This is a genomic window from Citrobacter sp. KTE151 (assembly GCF_000398845.1).
GTDB classification, from domain to species: Bacteria; Pseudomonadota; Gammaproteobacteria; order Enterobacterales; family Enterobacteriaceae; genus Citrobacter; species Citrobacter braakii.
This window is the reverse complement of the sequence record NZ_KB976059.1, coordinates 316337-334151: the sequence shown is the minus strand read 5'-3', so window position 1 is coordinate 334151 and position 17815 is coordinate 316337. Positions and strand designations below refer to the sequence as shown.

Genomic DNA, 17815 nt, shown 5'->3' with positions numbered 1-17815 from the left:
CCGGTTTCTCCTTTATTGTCAGTTCAGGGTGATACTCATCAGACAGGCATAAGGTCCGTTGCGGTCCTGGCGGCGTTCGGCGTATACCGCCAGCACACCGGGAATGTCAGGGACTACCTGACCGGTGTAATGACAGACACTGCCGTGCCACTGGTATCTGCCGGTGCAGTATCGAAAAATGCGTGAGGCCGGATGCTGACGGTAAATCGTCATCGCCCGCCGTTTACTGATAATTTTCATGTAATGCCTCAAAGTAGACCGTGTTCAGCGAAAGACAATATCTTCGTACCACCGACGATAAGGTGGTCAGGCACACGGATATCAACGAGCTGGAGCGCCTGCATCAGACGCTGCGTGATGGCTTTATCTGCCTGGCTGGGTGCGATGTCGCCCGAGGGGTGGTTATGCGCCAGTATCACTGCTGCTGCATTGAAATACAGGGCGCGTTTGACTACCTCACGGGGATGTACCTCGGTGCTGCTGATGGAACCGGCAAACAGGGTTTCGTGGGCAATCAACTGGTTCTGCTGATTCAGATACATCACCATAAATTCTTCACGCTCCAGCCCCGCCATTTTCAGCTTCAGCCAGTCACGGGCAGCCTGGGTGGAGGTGAATGCCACGCCTGTTTCGCGCAGGTGTCGGTCAAGCAGCGTTAATGCGCGTTTTACCGTGCGTTGTGCGGCAAGTGGAAGTGCCGATCCAAGTGGAATAAGGGACTGTTCCATCATGAGTATCCTTAATCAATAATGCGCAGAATGGCGCTGGATTCAGGGTGCTGCAGAGCGTAATCCCGCAAGCGGTAATAGTGCTCCGTCATGGCATCGCATTCGGTGCGACAGGCGTGATGACTGTATTCAATCAGGCAGACAGCGATACCTGCAGCTTCCGCGCTCATCACAGCACCATTGCCGTTCATGCTGTTGAACAGATGCCATTTATCGTCACTGTCAGCATCGGGGGCCATAAACGCTCCACCATTGCTGAGCGTGTAAAAGGACCAGATACCACCGCTGTACTCATCACAGAAGCGGTCCATCCAGGTGAAAATCCGTGGCTCCAGCGTTATCCACTGCGGGATAGCGCCAAAGTACAGCGACCAAAAATCGAGACGCTGCTCGTCAGGTACTGGTGTTGCAGTAAGGTCAAATTGAGGTTCATTAGCGGGCATCAATTCGCATTGAGTTTGTGTCGTCATGGATGTTCTCCGTCAATAAAAACGCCAGCGGCGATGGCTGGCGTATGAGATGGGGTAATCTGGGGCTGAAATGTATGCCGGTAAATGACTGCAGTCAGTCGGTGGATAATGCTCTGCAAATGCCATCCTGCCCGATATACCGGTTGAGGGCCGTACCGGCATCCGGTTCAAAGTTCCACGCCCGCCAGACCATCCGGCCTTCGGGGTCGCGAACCACCAGACGGAAGTGACTGCCCTGGTCGTCTTCAATGGCGATGTTGTGATACCGGCGGGTAACAGCTTCGGCCTGCTGGCGAGTGAATGAACCCGACGGAAGTAATTGAGATTCAGGCATTCGGTGTACCTTAAAAGCAAAAGCCCCTGACGCAGACGCGTCAGGGGCTGTGGGAGTATGCGGGTGTGGGGAGATTGTCAGTAACCGGTTTGTACCTTATACAGTCGCAGGGTTTTGCTGCCCCGGACAATCTTCACATACAGAGCATTATCTTTCGAGCCACGCACAAAACCAGCCTTCACATCCCCCTTACAGTCGCCGCCGTCATAAGGAACGTTAACACCGGTCTGGCGCACCAGGTCGATAACCCCGAAGCTTAAGTCCTCACAGGCCGGACCCGGCAGGTCCTGAATCAGGGCAAACTTACGGTCATCACTGACTCCTGTCAGTGAGCACATGGAGGTGTTGATGTCGTTCCCCTGGCACCAGTACTCCTCGCCGGGATTGTCTTTGTCCATCAGGCTAGCCGGAAGCTGCGCGGCACCGGTACTGAAGGTGGCGAGTGACAGAATGAGAGCGGGTATGGCTGAGGTGATAATTCTTAACATGGCATTCTTCCTGAATTAATGGGTGTCCTATACACCCGATATATTTGCCAGGCATCTGATGTAATTTAGAACGCCTGTAACCAGATTCTCAGCAGTTACCAGTACGGCGGCACAGTTCAGCCATGCTTTGCTTTGCCACCCACTGCTGCAGTTCGCGGTCTTTTTGAGAACGCTTAGCCGCCAGCGCGGCCTGTTGTTTTGGATTGACGCAATTATCAGGCACGACCAGCAGGGCTTTCGGAACGTAGGTAGACCGGGCATGGTTCAACGCTTCTGTCGGATTATCTGTACCACCTGATCTCTGTTGCGCCTCGTCCAGCAGCGAGGCCTGGGTATCAATCAGAGTGAACCCACACGCCTTACCCTCACCCTGGTACACGGATGTCAAATCGGCGGGGGAACCACTGGCCGTTTTGAGTGTAAGTTTGCGTACCGTTTTGGTGTTTTTGTCAGCGAGAAAATAGCCTCCGTTGTATCCCATCCGCAGCAGAAACTGCCGGGTCCAGGGGTAATTATCAATGACTCTGGCACCGTAGAGCGCATTGCTGAGGGTGTGATTGTCCAGACCATCGGCTGATTTCCAGCCGTCAGCTTGCATGTATTGCCAGGCCTTAACCGTCCCTACGACATTTTCAGCGGCTACTGGTAAAACGGTACCCGCGCACAGACTGAGCGCCAGCGCCGTGGTAGTAAGTAATTTCATATCTGTTCCTTTTGAGGTGAAAACCCGTCGTCACTGACAACGAGCAGTGAGTGGAAAGTCTGAAAGTGAGGTAATACGCGAAGAAAATCGGGATGTGACAGCAGGTTACGCACCCGTGCATCCGGCACGAACAGTGCCGGGTGGAAGGTAACCGTATGAATATCACCCAGCGGGAAAACCGTTATATGCCCCCCGAGTTCACCTGTCAGGTACCAGCAGCCGTCGCTGCAAACCAGGCGGTAAGGAGCCAGCCCGGAGTAACGACCACCCTCAACCAACAGCGTCACCCGACGGTGTTCGGTGATAGCGCGAACCAGTCGTGTAAACACTTCAGGCCGTGCCAGTACCCGGGAGGTAGCGCTATGCCAGATAAGGCAGGGAGATTCACTGGCACTCAACAGGGAGGTAACCAGCTGGTTGTCGATATCCGGAAAGAGCGCCTCCACGCCGGAGTGGCGCACGAAGGTCTGCACTGCCAACTCCCGCTGGCGACTACCGGACAGTAGGCGGCACTGTCCGTCACGGAACTCCAGGTCGAGATAGGCCAGCCGCTCGCGAAAATCCCTACGCAGCGTGCGAACTGACACGCCAAACTCGACGGCCAGCTTCTGCATAATCAGCGTTTCTCCCGCCACAAGGCGGCTGATAATCAGCGACAAGCGGACCGCAAGGCGCTCATGGCGGCGCTCAGTCTGAGACATGAGAGGCATTCTCCATCCTGTTAATGGACTGAAAATTAAGTGATTAGTGTAACGAGAGGGATGGACAGGATATGGACAGCAGAAGCTGTATTTTTTTAGCCGGCCGAATGCAATCAGAATGCGGCTTCGTGTCCAGTCAGAGGAAAAGTTGCCTGTGAATTGAGCAGTGAACGGACAGGTGATGTCCGCATTAATCCGGAGCTAGTATTTGTTTGTCTGAAACCCGCTGAGCATCGTTTCTACCATCACCCACAGCGCACGGTTAAGCTTCACGTCGCCATCGATACCGCGCACTGCACGGGTATGCGTTCGCCCGCCTTTTGCACTACGTCCGCTAAGCCCACCTTTAATCAGGTTCTCCTGAATACGCTGGTATGTGGTCCACAGGTCATTGCTCTCATCCTGCCAGCGGCGTGGGGAAAGTATCTGTGTCGGGGTAACAGGCTGGTGGTCCTCACCAAAGCGGTACGTCAGCGCGGCCTGTGCCAGGGCCTGCTGTGCATGTGGTGGTAGCATCAGCGACTGCATGGCATCCCGCTTTTCCTCCACACGGTCAAAAATCCCCAGCACCTCATACGCCCCTTCAATCACCTGACTCACCACATCTCCTTTATGCGGCACCCGCACCTCGCCAAACGACTCACCACAGACGAGCCCATTCGCACAGACCGCACGAAATAACCCCGGCAGCATCTGGTACGAACTTGTACCATCATGAGAGTTGAGCAGAATGATTTCCGGTACCTGTTTGCCGGTGATTTGTCCCTCCCGGCGCAGGCGTAACATATGCTTTGTATGCTCACGGCGATCGGGGTCACGAACGCGAGTCTGACAGGCAAAGAACGGCTGAAAGCCTTCGCGTTGCAGGCTGTCGAGCAGGGTGATGGTGGGAATGTAGGTATACCGCTCACTGCGGGACGCGTGTTTGTCCTCACTGAACACACTGGGCACCACCCGAAACAACTCTTCACGGGTTAACGGACGGTCACGACGAATAAGGTTTGCTGCGCCAAAGCGCGAAGCCAGACGGGTCATATGCAGACTCCTCATAACGGGAAAATAATAAAAGAAAGCCCTGTCGCACAGGCGACAGAGCTCAGGAAATAACGGGTTAAGTTACTAAGAATTCAGAAGAAGAAATTCCAGACGGCACGGGCGACCGATACCACGGTATCGCGTACAGCCTGAATGATGGTCCGAACCGGGGACGGTATCATGGGCAGGGAACTTATTGTGTCCAGTACCGAGCCTACCGTTTCCCCAAAATCGTCACAGGCTTTTTTATTAACGGCATCGGTACGAAGTGAAGCACTGAGCTGTACCGCTACCGGACTGCTGGCCTCGCGTGGCAGGCAACGGATCATCCGTTCAGCCATTACCCGAAGCCCCCATTGCAGACGAACCGACACTGAGCACACCGGATGCACGGGCTGGAACAGCTCATGCAGCAGACAGATTTTTCGGCTGATATTTTGTTTCTGCTCTGTGGACAGGGGATTTCCACCGTTGACGGGCTCGACTTTATCCGACTGACTGATAACAAACAGCACCTTATGCCGGTATGCCTCACCAATCACCTGCCGGTAAAAATGTTCATCCACCACCAGCGCCCGGTCATCAGCCTTAATCAGCCACAGTACCAGGTCGAGCCGGGGAAGCTGTTGCCGGTACAGCGTGGCATATTCCGCATCACGACTTTCGCTTTCACCTACACCAGGCAAGTCAACAATAGTCATAAAGCGCTCGCCAACCTGCAAACGAAAGCGCAGGGGGTCACGGGTACAGGCCGCCACATCGCTGACCGGCGACACCTCACCAGCAAACAGGGCATTGCACAGGCTGCTCTTTCCCGCCCCAGTTTTACCCATAATGCCGATCACTGGTTCGTAGTGAGTAAGCTGGTTTATCTGCTGCAGAATACGCTCCGACGCCCACTGTGGCAGGCCAGAAAGCGATTGCTGCAGGGGCTGCAGGCCTTCCTGATTTTTCATGACATCTCCTGAGATAAAGAAAACAAAAAACGGCAGAATCGTTAGGTTCTGCCGTTAATGAGGTATGTTCAGGGAGATGATATATATTTGAATTCTTTTTAAATAAACAAAAGCATTTTACTTTCTACAGGTCATTCCTGACACACTCACTTTCAATAAGCAGGGCCATCATATCCAACTCAGAAATCTCGTATTTCTCTGAAAGCCTCGTGAGTTTCTTTTTTATTTTAGCCGGGAGTTTCAGAACTGCCTGATGTTCTTTTTTCTTTTTGCGAAATAGTTTCAGTGCCCATGCTTTTTCCAGTTCGTCCATCAAGACTGCCTTATGCTTCCCTGGAGGGCAAAGTGATGACTTTAACTCAAGGCGTTGAGGACTTATTTTTTTATGACCTCTCGTTAGTTCATCCAGCTGTTCATTCGTCCATCCCTGCCATAAATCGAAGGTTGCGCAGATAAAGTGCCAGCGCTGAAAATTATTAAGTGGATTAATTGGAGGGCAAACACCCTTATCCTTCATGGTATTCCAAACCCAAAAGCACTGTTGTTCATTTTTAATATCCACCCATGAAAAAGCCTGTTGAAATTCCTCCTGAACGCTTACCCATGCGTCTTTAGTTTCTTTTATAAAAATAATAACTTTCTCTATATCGAAGCGAGAAAGAGTCTTTATGATATAATCAGGAATATCTTCTACGCCTGTAAAATATTGGGCAAAGTGAGGGAAGGAAACCCCATTGGCAGGTTTATTATCCAATCTGGAAGCATTCAATTTTTTAATGATTTCATTTATATCTTCTTTCAGATTTTCTTGAGTGCTGGGTGTTGTCTTCATCAAACTGTTCTTTTCTGATGTTTCTTGTACCTCCAGTATCTCATGTGCATCTGATTCAGATTTGTCCTGGTGAAAATTAAAATCGAAATCCGGAGTGATCCCACCAATCGTAGCCCTTTCTTCTGGTTGCCGAACCGGTGTTTTATCAATAGCCATTTTAAGTGATTTGGTTCCGAGAGCCTCTGCTGATAATGGATCAGCATAGTTTTCAGCCTTCGGCACAACGCTGTCACTTCTGGATTTTTGGAAATTAATCCCCAGGGAAAAAAAGAAAAAAAATGCAGCCCTTGGTTCTTTATTTAACCACTTCAGCTTGTTTTTCAACCATGCGTACTTTTCTGAAGATTGCTTTTCGAGCCTGATGCGCTCTTTTTCGGCACGCTCTTTTTCCCATGCTCGGCTTTCTTCAACGCACTCCTTTCTGTATTCGTTCATTTTTTCACCAATTATTGTGATTTAGTTTGATTATTTTACGTATTGAAATCGTAAAAAAACAATAGAAATAATGACTAATAATTGATTTAAAATCACATAAAAAACAAAATAAAAACGTAGTAAAATCGTAGGTTAAATTTAGATGGTAAAAATAAAAAATCAATGAGTTACAAGCAACTTATGTGATAAATAGACAGAGTAATGCTATATCAATGCAGGCATTAATACTGTTAGGCAAAAAAACGTTACAAGTAATCGTCTTTCTCACGTAGTGCAGGCTACAGGTCACTGAATCTGACATGTAATGGAGCGGCTTCATCTGATCCTACCCACGTAATGTGGACACGGCCCTAAGCGAGGTTCTGGTTTTCAAACTGTTCCGGGCTGAGACCGCCACACGCACTGTGACGACGCCACCGATTGTAATCACACTCGATATAATTAAACACCGTCGTCCGCATGATTTCCCGGCTGATAAAGCGTTCCCCGTGGATACATTCCACCTTCAGCGAGTGGAAGAAGCTTTCCGCGCAGGCATTGTCGTAACAACATCCTTTGGCACTCATGCTACCGTGCAGATTATGCCGCTTCAGCAGCGCCTGATAGTCCGCCGAACAGTATTGCCCGCCGCGATCTGTATGGACAATGACATTTCCCGGTCGCTTACGTCGCCAGAGTGCCATCTGTAGCGCATCGCAGGCCAGCTGCGCTGTCATCCGCGACGACATCGACCAACCGATGACAGCCCGCGACCACAGGTCAATCACCACCGCGAGGTACAGCCAGCCCTCGTCGGTGCGAAGATACGTGATGTCTCCTGCCCACTTCTGATTCGGGCCACTCGCGTAAAAATCCTGTTTCAGCAGATTTTCAGACACTGGAAGGCCATGTTCTCTGTAGCTGACCGGGCTGAACTTCCGGGCAGCCTTTGCTCGAAGTCCCTGACGTCGCAGGCTGGCGGCAATGGTTTTGACGTTGTACTCAGGCAGTTCGTCAGCGAGACGAGGTGCACCATAACGCTGTTTTGCCTCAGTGAATGCCTTACGGACAGCAGTATCACAGACGAGTCGGAACTGCTGACGTGGTGTTATCTGCTGACGACGCAGACGCCACGCATACCAGCCGCTGCGGGCGACCCGCAGTACCCGGCACATGGCTTTGACGCTGAACTCAGCCCGATGATTTTCGATGAAGACATACTTCATTTCAGGCGCTTCGCGAAGTATGTCGCGGCCTTTTGGAGGATAGCCAGCTCCTCGTCCCGTTCAGCCAGTTGGCGTTTGAGGCGGGCAATTTCAACGGACATTTCCTGCTCACGTTCGGAAGAGCTGCGGGCATTGTTAATCTTACTGCGCCATGCGTAGAGCTGGGATTCGTACAGGCTGAGTTCCCGGGCAGCGGCAGCAACACCGATACGTTCCGCAAGCTTCAGGGCTTCGTTACGGAATTCAGGCGTGTGCTGTTTGCGGGGCTTCTTATTGGTTGATGCTGATTTTGTCATGAGTCACCTCTGGTTGAGAGTTTACTCACTTAGTCGTGTGTCCACTATTCGTGGGTAGGATCAATCAACTCGCCTAGCCAAACAAAGCTACAAATGATCTCTACCGCTTTTTTACAACTGCACCGGTACCTATGCCGGAGAGAACAGCAGCAATTCACAACCCGTCACGGGTGCCGGTCATCGCTGTGATACACCATGCTTTGCTCCGATTATTTCACGGTAGTCAACCACTGCTCATCTCTGTTGGCAGAACGGTGGGTATTTTCAACTGACAGAGGTAAACGTATACCGGGTAGTGACATAACCACCATTACCCGCAGTTTCACCGGAAACACTCGGCGTCACCTGTGGAATAACCTTCCGATATGGGGTTCTGGTTAAATGGAGCCATCAGAGAATCGTGTTGGCGATATTGATGTGGGAGCCCCAATATTGCTCTCGCTTCAGTCTGGCCGGTACGTGCAAACTGAATGATGTTGAGCCAGAGCTCCGCCTTCAGCATGTGCTTTATGTGGTCGATAAGTTGGAGCGTCGAATTGCTACAGTGGTGCTTCACATTGCTTGCGGAATAACCTCCCTCGTCAATATGGTTTCCGACATCCGCTTATCACAAGAGCGCCAGTCATACCTTACGAACTGGCCCCCCTTTCGATAACGTTAAACTCTTCATATCCCGGTTATAAATCGTTGCAGTATTCTAGTTCTTAAACGCATTTTTGATAATTAAGGTTAATTGGTATTATAGGGAAGTAGATCTCAGCATATAACAACTATCCCACCAGGGGATAGCACATTGCTGATAGTAATGAACTGGATTAGCCAGGTAGGTAACATTCCCGGTTGTATTACAAAAAAAACAGTTCCTGCTGTTCCTTTGTACTCATTCAAAGGAATAAAACAATGCAAAGACATTACCCACATTTTAAAAAAATCACCCCAAATGATTTCCTCCTGAATATGATCAATCACCATCTTAATCAGATTCTGATGCGTCACTCTAAAATACTGGCGTTTCGAATGGATTTTGATTATCAGCGAGGTACCAACCGATTCATTCGTAATTCTTCATTTGAGATACAGGATGACCTCCGGGAGTTAACCCTGGCTGTAATGCAAATGCCTCAACTCTGTGGTTGTTTCTGGGTGTTGGAATGGACAAAGACAAATGCTATCCATGCTCATGCCATTTTTTATCTTAAAGGGCAGAAGCATCAGAAGTCATTTCCGTTTATTCAACAGACTGGTGAATTGTGGCTGAAGATAACTAACGGCGAAGGGAAATACGAACGTTGCAAACCGAAGGACTACTACCAGGACGATATCAATAACGTAGTTGGTTATGACAACGACGAAGGCGTTAATAGCCTGAGACGTATTGCCAGCTATCTGACGAAAGAATCCCAGAAGAACGGAAATCTGATTTGGGGATGTAATGAGGTTCCTGAACCAGCCAGACAAGGCCGCCCCAGAAAGGGCAAATAATATAACGACTTTTTTACAGCACCACCGGTTGCTATGCCGGAGAGGGCAGCAGTAATTCTTAACCCATCTCCGGTTCCCACTTAGCTACCGGAGAATCAAATCATGACCGTTAAACCTTCCCTGCTTGAAGAACAGTTTATCGATATGGTGTTTATCACCAGCCTGTTGGGGGTTAGTGACAAATGGATATATCGACTCATCAAGGAGGGGCTTTTCCCTAAACAGATAAAGCTGGGACGTAGCTCTCGCTGGCGGAAAAGTGAAGTCGAAGCCTGGCTACAGGCGAGAATCGACGAATCACGCAGCTAAATACCTCTCCTTACATATCACTTTCCTGACAGGCAAACTCTTTATCCTCTCATTGCGGAGGTTTGCGGCTGCCTGTCATTCAGTATTCAGGGATAACCCACCATGAAAGAGACGAAGACGCGATATAACAGTTTGCTGGACAGCTATCAACGCTGGCTAAACGGGTTCACAAAACTGGCCATTATAAATGGCATGTGTCATCCCAATATTCAGGCCAGCCACCATCTGATGGTGGGCAGTCTGTACTTTCCCGATGCGGGGCAGATGACTGCAGTGGTACCACAATGCCTTTACCGACTGATTTATGGAAGTCAGCATCCAGAGCCAATGTCGGTATTGACTGATATGCAAATCAGCCTTGAGACAAGGCAAAAAACTTTACTGCACCACCCAATGCTGGAAGGGATATTGCTGAGTGAATGTATCCGCCTGAAACAACGCCCGCTAGCAAACAGGCTGATTAGCCTGTTACGACAATTCAGCTCACCGGAGCATCGCCACAAACTGGTCTGGCTATGTTGGTACGATTTGATGATGGGGGCGACGCTGGAAGACTGGCTGGATAACCTGAAACGTAAGGCACCTGAAGATCTAGGCTTGTGGCTGGTTGGACGGCAGGAGGAAAACATATCCCTCACGCAAATGATGGATGAATACCTGCTGTTTACCGGCAATTGATATCAGTTCCGATTTGTTCCCAAACCGCTTTTTCACTATGATAAGAGCAGAACTTCTCCTTGCTACTACCTCATTATTTTCCAATGACATCACCCCCTTCATCGGTTCACACCCACGAAATAGTAATGCCTGTCATTCAGAAACAAGGATATCGAGATGAACTCAAGCATACTTACGTCCTACTGCTAGGTATGTTGGGATCCTAAAAAGAAGATCCAGCATTTAGCTGTCGTGGAAAATGGCAGAATCAGACTTCAACGTTAGCTTTCTTATTATCCATTTACTGCAGAAAGTGTCCCCTATCCATAGAGGCCATATTTAAAAACCCCGCTCAGGTTTCCCTGAGCAGGGTTGCTGTCAGTTCTCCTGCCGCTGAAAACGCAAACGCAAAGATCCATGCCCCACAACGCTGAAGTGATTGCGTGTTTTATCGCCCATCGGGTTTGGTAATTCGATAACGCACCATCTATCCGGCGAAAGCACATAAGGGACGTAGAGGATTCGGTAACGTCGGCTTGCGTCTTTAGCCGCCGCACTTGCCACACGAAGTTCATTGGCAGTCAGTTCAAACTCCTGACCATCTTCGAGGGTGGATTTGACTTCGAAAAGCCATTCCACTTTCGGCGTCTTCACTATGAAATCATACCCGGCCGAATCATCTCCTTCCTCGCCCCCGCAAAACGAAGCCCGATTACCAGATACCCAGCAAGTTTCATCCGTATAATCCGGAAAGCGATCGCGCAGATACTGAAAAGCCAGCCACTCGCTCGCCAGCCCCATGGCTTGCTGCTGTGCAGGTGTCAATCGAGGCTCCCGATACGCACGCCCGGTTCTTTTTCCGCAACCTCCGCCGCTCGCCTGACGCATTGTCACCACGCCAAAATCCATCAAGGCCTGCGTCTTGTGCTGGCTGCGCACCTGCCAACTACTATCGGTACTCGCCAGTTCCCGAAGTTGATCGGCAAATAGCGGGCTGGCTGTATCAAGCGACTGCCCGGAAAAAAAGATACTGCGACGCTCAAGTTCCTGTTGCCGTTTTGCCTGCTCAGCGCGTTCTTTTTCCTGGGAAACTTTCCTCATGTCGATATTCAGCACATCCTGATCTAGGCTGGGCGGCATCGTTGGTGGCCATAGCCCGGCGCGCAGGCAGTAATCCGGTAGTGAATCCGGCTCAAAGAGCCGGAAATCAAGAAAGCCCTTATTTTCGAGCTGTCGGCAAAACGCCTGAGGATCGTTGTACTGCCAGTGAGCATTCACCGGGACATCATTTTGTCTGCACCAGGCGGAAACTCGCGGCTGAGCCTGCATGGCAAATTCGCGCACATTTTTACGATTCGCGTCTAATAACGTATTAAGTGCAGACAGCTCTTCACCATTGTCCGGTCCTAACGCACTCAAAAGTTGCGTGTCAACCTGCGAGTCCACCATCTCCTTTTCCAAGGTTTCATGTGTCAAAATCCATTCAGAGTTGAAGGAAATGAAGCCCAAAGATTTATGCTGAACGTATTGTGACAAATCTCCGCCGGTATCAAAGGTCGCCAGATAGTGTCGGCGTAACCGATCGATAATATGTGAACGCCTCTGCCCGACAAAGGCCGTAAAAAATCTGCGCAGAGCATCCTCATTGGACAGCGGTGTTTCCCCTAACGCTTCCAGAGCCAGGTTAAATTGCTGAAAATCAAACGACAGCATTTTACGGAGTTCAACCCGATCGGTTGCTGTTTCACACACGTCCAGCAGCTTTTCAGCAGGTATATCACTATCAGATAGATGTGATGAAATCCAACTACGCACATCAAATACTGACCTAGATAAGGCATATTCCCGCTTGAGAACCTGAGCAAGCTCAATACCGTTGAGATACGTCACCACAGGAAGTAGCATGTCTATCACATGAGTGATGTCTGTTGTGGTCAACTAAAACTGGCCACCGCGTTAGAGTTTTTCCAGTATCGGTTTTCTGATTCGTTTGGTGGTAACCCACCATTATATTCGTGCGGTCTTAGTGCGCTGTAATATCCAACGATATAGTCCGTTATTGCGTGAGCTGCATCGCTGAAGCTTACATAGCCCGTCGCTGGCACCCATTCGTTCTTCAGACTCCTGAAGAAGCGCTCCATTGGGCTGTTATCCCAGCAGTTTCCACGCCGACTCATACTCTGCCTGATCCGGTATCGCCACAGTAACTGCCGGAACTGCCTGCTCGTATAATGACTGCCTTGATCGCTGTGGAACATCACCCCGACGGGCTTACCACGGGTTTCCCATGCCATTTCCAGTGCTTTCATGGTAAGCCTGCTGTCCGGCGAGAACGACATGGCCCAGCCCACTGGTTTTCTTGCGAACAGGTCGAGAACAACGGCGAGGTACGCCCAGCGCTTACCCGTCCAGATATAGGTCACATCACCGCACCACACCTGATTTGGTTCCGTTACGGCGAACTGTCGCTCAAGATGATTCGGGATAGCAACGTGCTCATGACCGCCACGCTTATACCGGTGAGTCGGCTGCTGGCAACTGACCAGCCCCAGCTCTTTCATGAGTCTGCCAGCAAGCCAGCGCCCCATCTGGTAGCCTCTCTGGGTTGCCATTGTGGCGATGCTTCTTGCTCCGGCAGAGCCGTGGCTGATGTCATGCAGTTCAAGTACCTGGCTGCGTAATACAGCCCGTCTGCCGTCTGGCTTTTCAGGACGGTTTTTCCAGTATTTGTAGCTGCTGCGATGGACCCCGAACACATGGCAGAGAGTGGCCACAGGATAACGCGCCCTGAGTTTCCCGATTATCGAGAACTGTTCAGGGAGTCTGACATCAAGAGCGCGGTAGCCTTTTTTAATATTTCATTTTCCATTTCAATACGTTGTAGCTTTTTCCTGAGCTCACGGATTTCAATTTGTTCCGGGGTAATGGGGGAGGCTTTTGGTGTTTTTCCCTGCCGCTCATCACGTAATTGTTTCACCCATCGCGTCATTGTGGAAAGGCCGACATCCATAGCGCTGGCTGCATCTGCCACGGTGTAATTCTGGTCAACGACCAGTTGAGCGGATTCGCGTTTAAACTCTGCGCTGAAATTTCTTTTTTTCATTATGGCACCTGTGTTGTTCTGAGGTGAGCATATCACCTCTGTTCAGGTGGCCAAATTCAGTAAACCACTTCAGTCCGTGCGCAGTCGGGCGTAATGATCACGGATCGTTTGAACATCGCAATTCATCTCCCAAGCCAGGGTAACGTCATCCGGTTTACTCAACGAGCCATTATCGCGACCAACTGCGAGGCGCAAAAGTAAGGTTTCAATGAAACGTAACCGGTTATCCACCAGCCGTGAGAGGTTGCGGGAAATCTTCGCTAAGGTCTGCCAGTTAAACACCAGCCCCTCTTCAATAATCAGCGTCGGCATCGTTTCATGGGGCCAGGAATAGCTGACGAACGACTCCGTTGGGGTGGCATCATCGCCCTGCACGGCAAAAGAGAGGGTCTTACAACGGCGTACCCTGATTGCGCGCAGCTGCTTATCAACCTTGGTGGCGTGAACGCCCCGCTCTAAGTTTTCCCCGAGTAACGCCAGACCAATAACCAGGATTTCCGGTAACCAGTTCATGTCGAAGGAGATAAGCAACGGATCGCTCTCATCGGGATAAAACGGCTTACCATCGAGGTAAAGTTGCACTCCGCCGTCATTAATCTTACGGGGTGAAAATCGTCCCGTATCACCGAGGCAGGAGACGAGTGTATCGGTCTCATCCAGGCCAATACCGAGTATTGCGTAGCCTGCAGAAGCAAGCATTTGTGCTTCAATTTTTTGTGCAATACTGGTGACAATCACCGCAGGAGGCAGATCGCTGTTGCCGCGCAGCACTTCATGCTGCCCACGGCGAAAAACAATCAGGTCCAATCCGTCGGGAAGAGCTTCGTCGCTGTCGAGGATATCACGCCAGCTTCGTTGATATTCCCGCTGTAAATCCGCCTTATCGCCAGCGTTCAACTGCGGAACAATGTAGACCAGTTCTTTAATGCGATCCAACGCCGTCCCGGTATGATTCCAATCACGTAGGCCAATTTTCGCAGAAAACAAGCGCTCCGCTAGTTGACTCTCTTCAATAATATCAACGTTGTGCTCAATCAAATGGTCTAGGAAACGCGGAGGTTTATTGCGCCGCTCCCGCGAAGCCCAGCACGCATCTGGACGGCTAAAATGCAATCCTTCAGATAGTGAGCTAGTGCTGGCAAGCCAAGCTTTAGTGCGTAAAAAAGTGCCAAGCGGCGTTGGCAGCGTACGGGAGTCTGTTTGCGAATTCTGTCGCTCAAAACGACCGACCTCAAAGGTAAAAAACTCCGTAGTCTGCGACTTCAGAAAGGCGAAAATCAGCGTACACAACAGCTCCCTCAGATCGTCTGGCAATGTTGCGTGCTCAAGTTGCCCGGGCAATCGCCATGTTTTTCCTTCCGAGGTATAGACCGTCTGAGGATGGTAGAAACTTATATGTGCCCGCTTTACTTCTGCCCTCCAGTCGCTATCAAACCCCTCATGCTCGTCGCCATTGCGTAAAAAGCTATTCCAACTATCGCCATATGCTCGCGCTCTTACCTTAGATTCAACCGGCTGTAATCCATCTGCAACGCCAAGCACGCGGAGGAATTTAATCCAGTCGGTTTTGCTGTTTTGCACGACGCCCGGCCAGTCTTGCAGCTCAATCAATAACAAACCCGCTGCCAGACGGCAGTCAGGCGAGATCCCCATCGCGCCGGTTAAATAGCTTTCCACAACCTTCCCTGTTGGCGTCCAGGAGGATGAAAACATAGCCTTGCTTGCCGCACACCAACCCGACTGCACGGGAATATGGAGATCGGCTTTTTTCAGCTCCACATCGACAACGACACTACTGCTGCGCCAGACCTCAAATGCCCACAATAGTGCATCCTGGCGCTGTCTGACTGTCGCCTTATTACTCAGGGCCGTATTCAGCCCTGACAGGGCTTTGATCGGATCGTACTCTCTTATCAGGTCGGCGACGGTAAACGCATTGAACGTCGCCGCACTAAGCACGATTTTTTCATCCAGAAACCGGTAGCGCCGAGAAACAATCGCTGGCGGCAACGGAATCCCGGTACGCTTATCTTTCTTTTTGTCGCCTCTGGATACATGCCGACGTACAAAAACGCCATTGTGTTCATTACTGTTATGCCCGCCTGCGGGCCGGAGTTTGCCCTGGCGGTCATACAGGATCAGGCAGTTCTCAAGTGTGTTGAGTTTCACTTTTACCGCAGCAAACAAGGTGACCAAATCATCATAGAATTTGGTCCAACTGGCAGGGGAGAATTTCCGTTCCACCAGCGAAAGGGCAAAGGCTTCTGCCCATTTCACCAGTGTCTGCGCCGAAGGATCTAATGACTGATACATATAGGGAAATTTTGTTATCTCCCTCAAACGCACTATGCGCGGCGTATTCAATTCGCTAGAAACCAACTGCGCGCCACTGTATCTGGCAACGTCTTTCGGCTTCAGGATGGCAAATTTCACCTCCGGCCAGATACTGACTTCTTCAAGACTCGACCATTGCTGTTTTCCTGGCGGAGCCATCACCGGAATCAGGCGGGCTTTGCTGAGCGAAGTATCTTTCCGTTCCAGTGCTGTTTGCATCATGCGACGATGTTCCCCCGTCCAGGCAAACAGATCAAAAACCGCAGATGCACCTATATCCAGCTCACGGGATACGACGGACAAAGCAGCAGCGGCACAGGTTTCCGCAGCCACTTCCATTAACAGCCGGTTCAGCTGCAAACTCATGTTCGTGTTACGCCTGTCAATATCGGTAAAAAATGGTGCATCGATATAGCCGCAAATCGGTGAAGCGGCCTCAGTGCCCATTGGCAAAAAGTTGTAGAGTCTTCCAGAAGTTACTGTTGATTTGTTCAGGCCAACGGCGACAGAAACAACCGGTATCCCTTGCCAGTTCAGCCAACGCTTTAGCTGAGGTGCAGTCAATAAGCTATCGCTCACCGCTTGCTGCACGCGCGCTTTATCGACATTGCTTCTGGCCACTAAAAAGCGTTTCCGCTGACCTATATCGACTTCGTAGAGACTGACATCAGGCGCGTCAGGAATACTTCCCAGCGCCTTTTCCTGCCGTTGCATGGTGCGCTTTTCGGCTTTCTCATCCGGGGATAAAATTTCGATACTGATTTCGGTAATACGATCGAGGAAAAGCATCAGTGGAACATCGCGATTGGTCAGCTCCTTCACCTGCGTTCTGGCAAGCGTAACTGCCGCTTCAGTTTCTAACGGTGCCACGATAACGGTGGAGAAACCGTTGCGGGCAAAAGTGCGGACATCCTCCGGTTGATCATCTAGAGGAACAGGCACAAGATAGCGGGGAAGCGTTTTGGCAACTTCGTTGCTGATCGCGTCATCAACACCGAGATCGCGAATATTATGCGCGATTTCGTCAGTATCTGCGAAACGGAAACAGTAACCCTCAAATCGGTCCTTGCCGTTCGTATTTGAGCGAGAATAGATCCTCACGGATTGCGTCAGCGCCTCGATACTGCGAAATCCAAGCCCCTTATTGCCAATACCTTCGCCAATCTCTTTGGAGCTGATCGCCAGGTTTTTGACCGCTTCAACATCCTGATGGCGAAACCCTCGCCCATCATTAGCGATGTAGAGCGTTCCCCGTGAAAGGTTTTCAAGCACCAGGCTGACAGCTATCCGCCCACGTTCTTCGGACGTATGCGCATCATGCGCATTTTGAATCAACTCATAAATGACCCGATTACCGTACTCCGTGCCAATCACCTCGTTGAGATTTTGCAGGCTTTGATAAACCTTTAACCCATCCCCGTACGCCTGAACGGCATGCCTGAGAACGCGTTTGACACCTTGCAGGAGGTCATCACCCGCTGGCTGAGTTTCCAATTGCTGTTGATCTGCTACTTCGCTCATGCCCACTTCCGCGCTATTGGTACGGTTAACCATAAAACGTTGATGGTAATACGTGACATATAGAATTCCTACTTTTGGTATAAATCCGTAGCTGGTCGTAGCGTTCACACAGAACAGGGTGGGCATGCATCTTATTTTTGTAACGATTCATTGGATAAAAATACACCACGGCTATTTACATGTGCTGTATAAGATATTAATTTCAATGAATTATCTCCGTAAGGGA

17 protein-coding genes are annotated in these 17815 nt (G+C 50.4%); 3 read left to right on the top strand and 14 right to left on the bottom strand.

The features are described 5' to 3' along the window. Positions 1-18 precede the first annotated feature (18 nt). The 11 genes from WC7_RS22655 to WC7_RS22705 form a co-directional block, all read right to left on the bottom strand. Positions 19-240: a DUF987 domain-containing protein gene (locus WC7_RS22655; RefSeq protein WP_016151535.1), complete on the bottom strand. Its 222-nt coding sequence runs from the start codon at positions 238-240 to the stop codon at positions 19-21. Between the two features lie 8 nt (positions 241-248). Then, positions 249-731 (bottom strand): RadC family protein, encoded by a 483-nt coding sequence (radC, locus tag WC7_RS22660; RefSeq protein WP_016151534.1) that lies wholly within the window; start codon positions 729-731, stop codon positions 249-251. A gap of 8 nt (positions 732-739) precedes the next feature. Continuing rightward, complete coding sequence (locus tag WC7_RS22665; RefSeq protein ID WP_016151533.1) at positions 740-1198, bottom strand: antirestriction protein; 459 nt, start codon at positions 1196-1198, stop codon at positions 740-742. Between the two features lie 94 nt (positions 1199-1292). Continuing rightward, positions 1293-1532 carry a DUF905 domain-containing protein gene (locus tag WC7_RS22670; RefSeq protein ID WP_016151532.1) on the bottom strand — a complete coding sequence of 80 codons (240 nt, stop codon included), beginning with the start codon at positions 1530-1532 and terminating at the stop codon, positions 1293-1295. A gap of 77 nt (positions 1533-1609) precedes the next feature. Beyond that, positions 1610-2020, bottom strand: coding sequence for a hypothetical protein (locus tag WC7_RS22675; protein WP_016151531.1), 411 nt, complete (start codon positions 2018-2020; stop codon positions 1610-1612). 88 nt (positions 2021-2108) lie between these two features. After that, positions 2109-2723, bottom strand: a complete 615-nt coding sequence (locus WC7_RS22680; protein ID WP_016151530.1) for a hypothetical protein — start codon at positions 2721-2723, stop codon at positions 2109-2111. Next, positions 2720-3424, bottom strand: a complete 705-nt coding sequence (locus WC7_RS22685; protein ID WP_016151529.1) for a WYL domain-containing protein — start codon at positions 3422-3424, stop codon at positions 2720-2722. Before WC7_RS22685 ends, WC7_RS22680 begins: the two co-directional genes overlap by 4 nt. A 201-nt stretch (positions 3425-3625) precedes the next feature. Beyond that, positions 3626-4459 carry a DUF932 domain-containing protein gene (locus tag WC7_RS22690; RefSeq protein ID WP_016151528.1) on the bottom strand — a complete coding sequence of 278 codons (834 nt, stop codon included), beginning with the start codon at positions 4457-4459 and terminating at the stop codon, positions 3626-3628. A 92-nt stretch (positions 4460-4551) separates the two neighbouring features. Further along, positions 4552-5415 carry a GTPase family protein gene (locus WC7_RS22695; protein ID WP_016151527.1) on the bottom strand — a complete coding sequence of 288 codons (864 nt, stop codon included), beginning with the start codon at positions 5413-5415 and terminating at the stop codon, positions 4552-4554. Positions 5416-5539: 124 nt separating this feature from the next. Further along, a complete protein-coding gene (locus tag WC7_RS22700; RefSeq protein WP_016151526.1) occupies positions 5540-6682 on the bottom strand; it encodes a hypothetical protein in 1143 nt (380 codons plus the stop codon). Positions 6683-7032: 350 nt separating this feature from the next. Continuing rightward, positions 7033-8183 (bottom strand): IS3 family transposase gene (locus tag WC7_RS22705; protein ID WP_112150150.1). Its coding sequence is split into 2 segments (ribosomal slippage): positions 7033-7925 and positions 7925-8183, totalling 1152 coding nucleotides; the frame shifts between segments, so codons are not numbered across the junction. Positions 8184-9083: 900 nt separating this feature from the next. On the opposite strand from WC7_RS22705, the gene WC7_RS22715 reads away from it, so the two are divergent. From WC7_RS22715 to WC7_RS22725, 3 genes are all read left to right on the top strand, one after another. Next, entirely contained in the window at positions 9084-9665 is a 582-nt protein-coding gene (locus tag WC7_RS22715) for an inovirus-type Gp2 protein (protein WP_016151523.1), read from the top strand. Positions 9666-9767: 102 nt separating this feature from the next. Further along, positions 9768-9974 (top strand): helix-turn-helix transcriptional regulator, encoded by a 207-nt coding sequence (locus WC7_RS22720; protein ID WP_016151522.1) that lies wholly within the window; start codon positions 9768-9770, stop codon positions 9972-9974. A gap of 102 nt (positions 9975-10076) precedes the next feature. Beyond that, a complete protein-coding gene (locus tag WC7_RS22725) occupies positions 10077-10652 on the top strand; it encodes a hypothetical protein (RefSeq protein WP_016151521.1) in 576 nt (191 codons plus the stop codon). Positions 10653-11009: 357 nt separating this feature from the next. On the opposite strand, the gene WC7_RS22730 is transcribed toward WC7_RS22725, so the two are convergent. The 3 genes from WC7_RS22730 to WC7_RS22740 all read right to left on the bottom strand — a co-directional run bounded on the left by WC7_RS22730 (position 11010) and on the right by WC7_RS22740 (position 17715). Next, positions 11010-12536, bottom strand: coding sequence for a protein NO VEIN domain-containing protein (locus WC7_RS22730; protein WP_016151520.1), 1527 nt, complete (start codon positions 12534-12536; stop codon positions 11010-11012). Between the two features lie 29 nt (positions 12537-12565). Then, positions 12566-13734, bottom strand: a protein-coding gene (locus WC7_RS0124280; protein WP_155849768.1) for an IS3-like element ISEc52 family transposase whose coding sequence is annotated in 2 segments (ribosomal slippage) — positions 12566-13485 and positions 13485-13734 — 1170 coding nt in all. Because the reading frame shifts where the segments join, the coding sequence is not laid out codon by codon here. Between the two features lie 69 nt (positions 13735-13803). Next, on the bottom strand, positions 13804-17715 hold the full coding sequence (locus WC7_RS22740; protein ID WP_016151519.1) for a sacsin N-terminal ATP-binding-like domain-containing protein: 3912 nt from the start codon (positions 17713-17715) through the stop codon (positions 13804-13806). Positions 17716-17815 lie beyond the last annotated feature (100 nt).

Excerpts from the sequence above, each read along its gene's own strand:
- WC7_RS22720 (WP_016151522.1), top strand. The coding sequence starts at position 9,768 with ATGACCGTTAAACCTTCCCTGCTTGAAGAACAGTTTATCGATATGGTG.
- WC7_RS22680 (WP_016151530.1), bottom strand. The coding sequence starts at position 2,723 with ATGAAATTACTTACTACCACGGCGCTGGCGCTCAGTCTGTGCGCGGGT.
- WC7_RS22690 (WP_016151528.1), bottom strand. The coding sequence starts at position 4,459 with ATGACCCGTCTGGCTTCGCGCTTTGGCGCAGCAAACCTTATTCGTCGT.
- WC7_RS22730 (WP_016151520.1), bottom strand. The coding sequence starts at position 12,536 with ATGCTACTTCCTGTGGTGACGTATCTCAACGGTATTGAGCTTGCTCAG.
- WC7_RS22675 (WP_016151531.1), bottom strand. The coding sequence starts at position 2,020 with ATGTTAAGAATTATCACCTCAGCCATACCCGCTCTCATTCTGTCACTC.
- radC (WP_016151534.1), bottom strand. The coding sequence starts at position 731 with ATGATGGAACAGTCCCTTATTCCACTTGGATCGGCACTTCCACTTGCC.
- WC7_RS22725 (WP_016151521.1), top strand. The coding sequence starts at position 10,077 with ATGAAAGAGACGAAGACGCGATATAACAGTTTGCTGGACAGCTATCAA.
- WC7_RS22700 (WP_016151526.1), bottom strand. The coding sequence starts at position 6,682 with ATGAACGAATACAGAAAGGAGTGCGTTGAAGAAAGCCGAGCATGGGAA.
- WC7_RS22695 (WP_016151527.1), bottom strand. The coding sequence starts at position 5,415 with ATGAAAAATCAGGAAGGCCTGCAGCCCCTGCAGCAATCGCTTTCTGGC.
- WC7_RS22740 (WP_016151519.1), bottom strand. The coding sequence starts at position 17,715 with ATGCCCACCCTGTTCTGTGTGAACGCTACGACCAGCTACGGATTTATA.
- WC7_RS22665 (WP_016151533.1), bottom strand. The coding sequence starts at position 1,198 with ATGACGACACAAACTCAATGCGAATTGATGCCCGCTAATGAACCTCAA.
- WC7_RS22715 (WP_016151523.1), top strand. The coding sequence starts at position 9,084 with ATGCAAAGACATTACCCACATTTTAAAAAAATCACCCCAAATGATTTC.
- WC7_RS22670 (WP_016151532.1), bottom strand. The coding sequence starts at position 1,532 with ATGCCTGAATCTCAATTACTTCCGTCGGGTTCATTCACTCGCCAGCAG.
- WC7_RS22685 (WP_016151529.1), bottom strand. The coding sequence starts at position 3,424 with ATGTCTCAGACTGAGCGCCGCCATGAGCGCCTTGCGGTCCGCTTGTCG.
- WC7_RS22655 (WP_016151535.1), bottom strand. The coding sequence starts at position 240 with ATGAAAATTATCAGTAAACGGCGGGCGATGACGATTTACCGTCAGCAT.